Raw genomic sequence first — 6910 nt, forward strand, 5'->3', positions numbered from 1 at the left:
CTTGCTCGCATAAATGCCCGCTGCCACGAAAACAGTGTACATAACGTACTCCCACGACACAGTACCGATTGCCGCTCCCAGCCGCGATGCCAGAAAGAAAGCAGCAAGAGCGCTGAGAACTGCCGAAATAACGTACGCGAACAGGTAAGAAAGGGTTTTCTCACCCTTTTGCCTACCTGCAAACGGTGTGCCAAGCCGTGAAAAGAAGACGAACAAAAACACTGCCGCAACCACGAGCACAAGAAGGATCGTTGCCGCAAGCAGCGACTGCCCAAAAGCAGGCAATCCTTCTATCGGCACAGGCTGTGTAGAAAATATATTTAGCAACAGCCTCAATACAATGAACACAACGATTGTGATCGCCGGTGCAGGAACAGGCGTATACAGCGCCACCGCACCGTTCAGGGCTCCAACTCCAGCCGCGATCAGCAGTGCGACCACAAGCCCGACTTCCCATCCATATCCCTGCGTGCTGAATTGTCCAATCGCCATCATCGTAAGCGCCATCACCCCAGCAATCGAAAAATCCGGCCCTTTTGCGCGTACCGACACCGCAACGGCACATCCAATCATCGCAAGGAGTACAACCTGCATCCATACATTCTGCGCATTTACTATACCAAAGAACATGGGTACAAAAATCGTCCCCGCAAACATCGCGATCATCATCGCCACAACAGGCAGAATTCCTATCCCTGTGTTAAAAAAGGTCGTCTTCCGTTCCATTGCTTGCCTCCAATCATTATTTCTTCTATCGTACCATAAACATCTTTCATAAAAAAGAGGACGCTCATACACGTCCTCTTTTCTGCTCATACTATTTCTGTTCATCTTTCCTGCGCTTATTCGCATTTACCACACCAGCCGTGATCACACCGCCCGCAATCACAATCAGCCATAAGTACGGCGCCATATCTTGTATATCATCCGTCTTGGGTGCGGTCGTTGTCTTTGTGTCCACCTTTGTATTTACCGGCTTCACACCATCATCACTATTGACTGGGTTCCCACTTTCTTCATTGATGTTCGATCCGTTGTCCGGGTCATTTGGCTCGAAACCTGTTCCCGGCGTCTCTACACCGCCCGGGTTATCCGGCCCCGGTGTTTCGTTGCCGCCCGGATTTTCCGGGGTCGTAACTATGCTGCGCAGGTCAGAGATCACATACGGCGAAGCATGCGTGATTGTATACGTAATGTACCCGTTCGCATCCACCGTAAGCACCTGTTCCTCGCTCAGCCCGGACGCACCCGCATAGTATAGATAAACAGTGTCCCCCGGCTTAAAGCTTCCGCTCACCTTATCCATCCTCGTAATGGGGCACGGGAACACTCCATCATGCGTCAGATTGATGAACATCACCGTCGCGTCCTGCGGAACCGCCCCCTTGGCCTCTTCCTCAACTGCCGTACTCACCGTGTTGCTATAGCCTAAGTTCAGATCCTTCAATTGATCGGGATCTACGCCATTCGAAAGATCAAGCGTCACTGCAGCAGCGATGTTCCCGCTCGCATCTGCCATAGAAAACGCTACCGTTTTTGCACCCGTACCGTCTGCCGCTGCTTTTGCTGCCTCTGCCACCACGTCCGCGCTTACTTTGACATTCTTGGCTTCTTCCTCGTTCTTTGCCTCCACCTTAACAACGACCGCCTCGTCGGGCTTCGCGTTAGCGATTGCATCCTTGACCGCGTTCGAATCGACAGTATTGTCCTTTACCTCCGGCTCCACGACGACCTGCGTTTTGTCACCCATATCCGGCGCTACCGGCGGTTTTGACGTTTCAGGCGGTTTTGCTACCGTGACAACACACGTTGCACTCTTTCCATTATAAGACATTGCCGTGATATTCGCCGTACCCGGTGCAACCGGCACGATCATACCCTTATCCCCTTTCACTACAGCTTCATTCGACGAAGCCCATGTGATGGTCTTATCATATGCGTCCGCAGGCGATACCGCCGCAGAGAGCTGCCCTTTGGTGTTCATTTCTAACGAAATGCTCGTCTTATTCAGGCTTACACCCGAAACAGGCGTTACGATTGTGTACCGATGCGCATCCACGGCTTGGCTTGCGCCATAAGAACCGTTTATGCTGCCATCATAGACCGGACATACCCAATACGTCCCGGATGCAGCAGGCGCTTCCGCAAGCCGCTTGCCTGCCACTCCGTTGTCGTCCGCATAATATACGAAGCCGATCGCAGGATCCTGTACCGTTGCATTGTTTGTTGCCACAACCGCCACTCCCTGCATCTGCAGTGCCGGAGCTGCGCCTGTGTTTTCAAACTGATCCTGTACAAGCCCTGCCGCGCTTATCGTGGTCGCATAGCCTGTCACCAGTTTGTTGCCGATGCGCACCAGCGATACATTTGCACTGAGCGCACTGTCCGGCGTAAAGCATTCAGTCTTTACCGACTGCACGTCCCTTGCACTTGCCACCTCATAGCCAGCCGCCTTATTGTACGGCGTCACACCGATCACAGCACCCGTTTCTAACCCTGTGATATCGACTGACATGTTTGCCGATGTTTTCAGGTTGCACGGCGTGCCGCCATATTTATTACCTGTGATCTGTGTCTTCCCTGAAATATTGACCTTAAGGTTCGTTGCGGAGGAAGACCCGCCCACGCTGCCATAGCTGTTGACGCTGTTTCCTGTGATCACCGCGTCATGAAGGCTGACTATACAATCTGCCGCTGTCACATAGATGCTGCCGTTTTTCGTATTGTTTGAAATCGTACCACTGTTTACATCGAGCGTACTGTCGGTTTTGCTCATTAATACGCCGCCGCCCGCCATATTCGCGCCGTTTGAAGATATCTCCCCGCCGTTTATCACAGCCTTCCCGCCGCTGATCACAAGCCCGTATGCCTGTTTACTCAGTGCCTGCGGCGCACAGTTATTAGCGGTTATTTTTCCGCCGTTCATTTCAAACGTTCCATCCGGTTCTACCCAGATTCCGGAGTTCACGTTCTGTGTCACAAGCGATCCCTCATTCATAACGAGCTTCCCTGCACCGCCTGTTCCGCCCGCACTGCCAAGATCGATCGCAGCAAATCCTGAGGAGGTCGCACAGCCCTTGACCGTTGCTCCGCTACCCAAAATCAGCGTCGCATTGCCCTGAACATTGATCCCGCTCGTACCGATCCTGTTCTCACCGTCGACCGTCACATTTTCAAGCACCACCCGCGCTCCGGCATTCACCGTAATGATGGAAGTCGCCGTGACTGTACGCGCCGTTCCTTCGCTGCGGATAGTGAGCGACTTACTGAAAGAACCATATGTCCCGTAACCAATGTTGTCCTCGTCATGCCCTGTCTGCGTAGTACTACCAAATATACAGTCATTGCCCAACAACAATGTATCGCCGTCCTGTGCTTTATTGACCGCTTTTTGCAGCGAATCATAAACCTCTCCGCTGCGCGCATTTTTCACACCATATTCCACAAGCTTCTTAAGCGCAGCATCCGCATAATACGGCATAACAACCAGCTGCGAGCTGTCCGCTGCCGCGCCGCCTGTCTTGTACGCCTTAAGTACCGCTGAAAAATCAGGCTTCGCCGCATTCCAGTAGTTCTCCGCCGCATTCAGTGTTCCGTCAAGCTCGGTGATCTTGATGACCTGCGCGCCATCCTCACCTGCCGCCAGATCGCGCGACATGCTGTTGCCCATAATGGCCATGCTCGCATTGCCGTTTGCCGTCAGACGCATCGCGCGTCCGCCGCCCGCAACGTCGGAATCCCAGTTTTTCAGGGTATTGCCGGAAATCGTCACGTCCCCGCCGGCGATCCCCGTGATTTGGATACTGTTCAGCTTGGTGTCACTTATCGTATTGCCTGTGATACGCGTCGTGCCCGCGACCGCGGATACCCAAATACCCGAAGCGTTCGTACCCGTCACGTTGGTAATCGCGTTGTTTGCGATCGTCAGATTTTTGACAGCACTCTTATTATCCAGATTGAAGTTTACCGCTGCCGACCATTCGGCAATGTTCTCAAAAATATTGTTTTCGATCGTCACGTTATTTAAATTCGGTTCATTGCCCCACGCAATGGCATAAATACCGCTTTTTTCAAACCGCAGACCCTTGATCACTGTTTTCGTATCGTCGCCGAACGGTCCCGCAAGCGTGATACCTCCTGTGAGCACTGCGCTTCCGTCCCCCGGCCCTTCGAGCGTCACTGCCTTTGTCAGTGTGACCTTCTCATCATATGTACCTGCGCCTTGCGGAATGCTGAGCACATCTCCTGCATTTGCCGCGTCCACTGCCGCCTGTATCGTGTCATACGCCGCGCCCGTCGTTTTGTTCGTCACCAGTCGTGCAAGCTTAGCCGCATCCATCAGAGCCCATGTCCCGTCGGCTTTTGTAAGCATCCCCAGCCCCATCGCCTCATAGCCTGCCGCGCTGTCTGCGCCGCCCGGCGCGTCAGCGGGTCTTTCCGAATAGACGAACTGGTTTGCAAATGTATTCCCGCTTCCAAGCGTCAGCCGCGTAGGCGTCGTATAAACCGGTGCTTCCGTCGCATACATGATCCCAATATCGGCGTTCCATCCGCCGCTGATTGTCTTGGTATCAGAAATCGTTATTCCATCAACGCCCGCCAGCATAATGCTGCATTTCCCTGCTTGCTCCACACTGACTCCGTCCACAACCGCATTTTTCACGCCGTGGATATTGAGCGCGCTTCCCTTGACGCTTCCAAGCGTCACATTGCTTATCGTCACGCCTTCGAGCAACGGCCCTTCTGCTCCGCTTCTCAGACCGGTTACTTTCAGCGTATGGACGTTTCCATTTGTACTGCTTCCGACGATCTTAACGTCCTTGATCGTCACATGATCCGCAATCACAAAAATGCCCGCCTGCGTACTTGCGCTGTATGTGCCGCAATCGATGATGCTCGTATCTCCCTGCCCCTGTATTGTTACATTCGGTTTGTCAATGCGGAATTGGTTGTTTGCCGTCGCATTGAACGTACCCTCGGTAAGTGTGAGGGTGTCTCCTGCGTTAAGCTCCGCAATCGCCGCCTGCAATGTCTCGTATCCCTTGCCTGTGGTCTCATTCTTAACAGGCATCTTCTTCTCAGAAACGGAAACGCTTCCATCCTCGTTTTTTACCGTCGCATATCCGTCCACCACATATCTGTCAATATCTGAATCCCCTTTGCCATCGCGGAAGGTGCCGCCCGAAATAAAGGTCGTTCCTGTATTCTGTGCTTTAAAGAGTGCGCTGTTTCCGCCGTCAAAAGTACCGCCATGAATGTTTAAGCATGCACTTGCATTGATGCCACCGTCGCCGTTTGTATTGTCGTTGCCAATATAGACCGCCTGCTTGGGGCTGGAGAAATCCCCGCCATAAACGTCTCCGCTTACTTCACCGTTTTCCCCTGCCACATACAGTGCGTAAAAGGAACGTGAGTTTCCCTGCTCTGTAGAAAAATTCCCGCCGTAGATCTTAACCGTTCCCTGCACCGCCGCAACGCCGCCTTGAATACCTGTTACCGTCGCATTGTTGATCGTGAGCCGCGCACCCGCGCCAGTGCTCTTGATGCAATACGCCCAGTTTGGCGTCACGTTGGAAGATGTGGAGTGGAATTCTCCGCCGTTGATCGTACAGTCTCCCGAATTCCCAATCGCAAACGATACAGCGTTGACTACGCAGTTTTCTACGACCATTGTCGCTCCGTCACCATTATACAGCGCACTGCCCCCTGTATTGTCAGTCGTGACATAGTGTCCGCCACTGATCGAAACCGTGCCTCTATTATAGATACAGCCGCGCGGGGCATTTATTCCGCCGCCCACAGAATCACATATACGAACCATTCCTTCATTCACAAAAAAGTTTGCGCCTGTCGATGTAATGGTACATCCATTCAAATCGATCGTTACGTCCAGACCTGCGCCAATCACCAGTACTTCTTGAAGCGTTGTATCTTGAATAAGCCGATAGCTGCCCGAAGCGGTTATCTGGCTCAAATCCATTATATCCGTTATCCCGTCAGGCGCTTCTTCCTGTACGAAAGGTGTTGTCGCTAAGGGACCATTCCCCGTCGGCATTTCCACCGGAGCCTCCGTCTGCTTTACTTCTTTGCTTGCCTGTGCAGTCACTTGCGGCGTCGGTTCCGAACTTGGCTCAGGCGCTGCAGATTGCTCCGGCCGCGGCGTCTCTGTCGGCTGTGCGCTTGCCGACTCTCTGGGCGCGACCGTTTGTGCCGGCTGCCCTGCTCCTGTATTTTCGCTCAAAGGCTGTGCGCTCGATACCCCAAACATACCAAACACTAGACTTGCCGCTACTACCGCGGCAATTATTTTCTTCTTCATTTCTTCACCCGTAATGACAAACTGTCGGCTGTCGTCGTTTTGATGTAGTTACATCTTGATTTGAACATAATGCCTTTTTCTCAATATGTCCCGCAAATAAAAATACCCGCTTGCGCAGGTATGATATAGTTGCACGACATTACAATATTATCGTTTTTTTGCAACCCGGCTATCATACGAAATACGCTTAGATCCGTGGCTTTGCGTCCCTGTTTTTCAGCAGGTTTGCTAATAAACATATACTATTCTCTTTTCCATTATAAACTTTTTTTACAGGAAAGCAATATATTTTTCGTTAAAAAATCCCTTACCTATGATGAAAAAATTAAAATTATTTCAATTTTGCAATATTTTTCCAATAAAACGCGCATCTATTGCCATTCTTTTTTTGCCATACAAAAAAGAGCAGGTACAGATACCTGCTCTTTTGCTTTGTCTCTGATTAATCAGCGATAACGCCGGATACTACCCCAGACCCTACCGTACGTCCGCCTTCTCGAATTGCGAACCGCAGTCCTTCTTCGATCGCGATCGGCGTGATCAGCTTGATCTCCATCTCGATGTTATCTCCCGGCATTACCATCTCCGTGC

2 protein-coding genes, 1 pseudogene and 1 riboswitch are annotated in these 6910 nt (G+C 51.9%); all 3 genes and pseudogenes read right to left on the minus strand.

The features are described from left to right. Positions 1–726: hypothetical protein (locus tag VB081_RS12415; RefSeq protein WP_323401112.1), on the minus strand; the 726-nt coding region annotated here is incomplete at its 3' end. 91 nt (positions 727–817) lie between these two features. Next, a complete protein-coding gene (locus VB081_RS12420; RefSeq protein ID WP_323401113.1) occupies positions 818–6319 on the minus strand; it encodes an Ig-like domain-containing protein in 5502 nt (1833 codons plus the stop codon). Positions 6320–6475: 156 nt separating this feature from the next. Continuing rightward, positions 6476–6559: riboswitch (cyclic di-GMP riboswitch) on the minus strand. A 202-nt stretch (positions 6560–6761) separates the two neighbouring features. Continuing rightward, a pseudogene (gene tuf, locus VB081_RS12425) lies at positions 6762–6910 on the minus strand (elongation factor Tu); the annotation flags it as partial.

Origin of the sequence: Christensenella sp. (assembly GCF_034927525.1) — a bacterium.
Taxonomy (GTDB): domain Bacteria; phylum Bacillota; class Clostridia; order Christensenellales; family Christensenellaceae; genus Christensenella.